This window comes from Stenotrophomonas sp. KH_052, from assembly GCF_057838755.1.
Genome location: NZ_CM174475.1, coordinates 4822501 through 4825000, shown reverse-complemented (window position 1 = coordinate 4825000; position 2500 = coordinate 4822501). Strand labels below are relative to the sequence as shown.

Annotated in this window: 1 rRNA gene (cut by both window edges); it reads left to right on the top strand. The window is 53.9% G+C overall.

The window, feature by feature from the left end:
• Positions 1–2500: ribosomal RNA gene (locus AC3ITW_RS21995) — 23S ribosomal RNA — on the top strand (it extends past both window edges: 322 nt to the left, 58 nt to the right).

Sequence of the window (2500 nt, the reverse complement as noted above, 5' to 3'; positions counted from 1 at the left end):
CCCTGTATCTGAAAGGGCCATTTCAGTGAAGACGAGTAGGGCGGGGCACGTGAAACCCTGTCTGAACATGGGGGGACCATCCTCCAAGGCTAAATACTACTGACCGACCGATAGTGAACCAGTACCGTGAGGGAAAGGCGAAAAGAACCCCGGAGAGGGGAGTGAAATAGATCCTGAAACCGTGTGCGTACAAGCAGTAGGAGCTCCGCAAGGAGTGACTGCGTACCTTTTGTATAATGGGTCAGCGACTTACTGTTCGTGGCAAGCTTAACCGTATAGGGGAGGCGAAGGGAAACCGAGTCTGATAAGGGCGCATAGTCGCGGGCAGTAGACCCGAAACCGGGTGATCTAGTCATGGCCAGGGTGAAGGTGCCGTAACAGGTACTGGAGGCCCGAACCCACGTCTGTTGCAAAAGACGGGGATGAGCTGTGATTAGGAGTGAAAAGCTAATCGAACCCGGAGATAGCTGGTTCTCCTCGAAAGCTATTTAGGTAGCGCCTCATATGTATCCTCTCGGGGGTAGAGCACTGTTATGGCTAGGGGGTCATCGCGACTTACCAAACCATTGCAAACTCCGAATACCGAGACGGACTGTATGGGAGACACACGGCGGGTGCTAACGTCCGTCGTGAAAAGGGAAACAACCCAGACCCACAGCTAAGGTCCCAAATTTTGTGCTAAGTGGAAAACCATGTGGAAAGGCACAGACAGCCAGGAGGTTGGCTTAGAAGCAGCCACCCTTTAAAGAAAGCGTAATAGCTCACTGGTCGAGTCGGTCTGCGGGGAAGATTTAACGGGGCTAAGCACAAAACCGAAGCTTGGGGTGCATAACTTTGTTATGCGCGGTAGAGGAGCGTTCCGTAAGCCGTTGAAGGTGGATTGAGAAGTCTGCTGGAGGTATCGGAAGTGCGAATGCTGACATGAGTAACGATAATGCGGGTGAAAAACCCGCACGCCGAAAGCCCAAGGTTTCCTTGCGCAACGTTAATCGGCGCAGGGTGAGTCGGCCCCTAAGGCGAGGACGAAAGTCGTAGTCGATGGAAAGCAGGTTAATATTCCTGCACCTCGCGTAAGTGCGATGGAGGGACGGAGAAGGTTAGGTGTACCAGGCGTTGGTTGTCCTGGGGAAAGGCGGTAGGTTTGGATCTTTGGCAAATCCGGGATCCTTTAAGACCGAGCACCGAGACGAGCCTTTATGGCGAAGTCACTGATACCACGCTTCCAGGAAAAGCTCCTAAGCTTCAGCTTACGCAGACCGTACCGTAAACCGACACAGGTGGGTAGGATGAGAATTCTCAGGCGCTTGAGAGAACTCGGGTGAAGGAACTAGGCAACATGGCACCGTAACTTCGGGAGAAGGTGCACCCTTTTTGGTGGCTCGTGCGAGCTATAGCTGAAGAGGGTCGCAGTAACCAGGCCGCTGCGACTGTTTATCAAAAACACAGCACTCTGCAAACACGAAAGTGGACGTATAGGGTGTGACGCCTGCCCGGTGCTGGAAGGTTAATTGATGGGGTCAGCCGCAAGGCGAAGCTCTTGATCGAAGCCCCAGTAAACGGCGGCCGTAACTATAACGGTCCTAAGGTAGCGAAATTCCTTGTCGGGTAAGTTCCGACCTGCACGAATGGCGTAACGACAGCGGCGCTGTCTCCACCCGAGACTCAGTGAAATTGAAATCGCTGTGAAGATGCAGCGTTCCCGTGGCAAGACGGAAAGACCCCGTGAACCTTTACTATAGCTTTACACTGAACGTTGAGTTCGTCTGTGTAGGATAGGTGGGAGGCTATGAAACTGTGGCGCTAGCTGCAGTGGAGCCATCCTTGAAATACCACCCTGTCGTGCTTGACGTTCTAACCTGGGCCCATTATCTGGGTCGGGGACCGTGTATGGTGGGTAGTTTGACTGGGGCGGTCTCCTCCTAAAGAGTAACGGAGGAGCTCGAAGGTACGCTCAGCGCGGTCGGACATCGCGCACTGTGTGCAAAGGCATAAGCGTGCTTGACTGCAAGATCGACGGATCAAGCAGGTAGGAAACTAGGACTTAGTGATCCGGTGGTTCTGTATGGAAGGGCCATCGCTCAACGGATAAAAGGTACTCCGGGGATAACAGGCTGATACCGCCCAAGAGTTCATATCGACGGCGGTGTTTGGCACCTCGATGTCGGCTCATCACATCCTGGGGCTGTAGTCGGTCCCAAGGGTATGGCTGTTCGCCATTTAAAGTGGTACGCGAGCTGGGTTCAGAACGTCGTGAGACAGTTCGGTCCCTATCTGCCATGGGCGTTGGAGATTTGAGAGGGGCTGCTCCTAGTACGAGAGGACCGGAGTGGACGAACCTCTGGTGTTCCGGTTGTCACGCCAGTGGCATTGCCGGGTAGCTATGTTCGGAAGCGATAACCGCTGAAAGCATCTAAGCGGGAAGCGCGCCTCAAGATGAGATCTCCCGGGGCACAAGCCCCCTGAAGGAACCATATAGACTATGTGGTTGATAGGTCAGGTG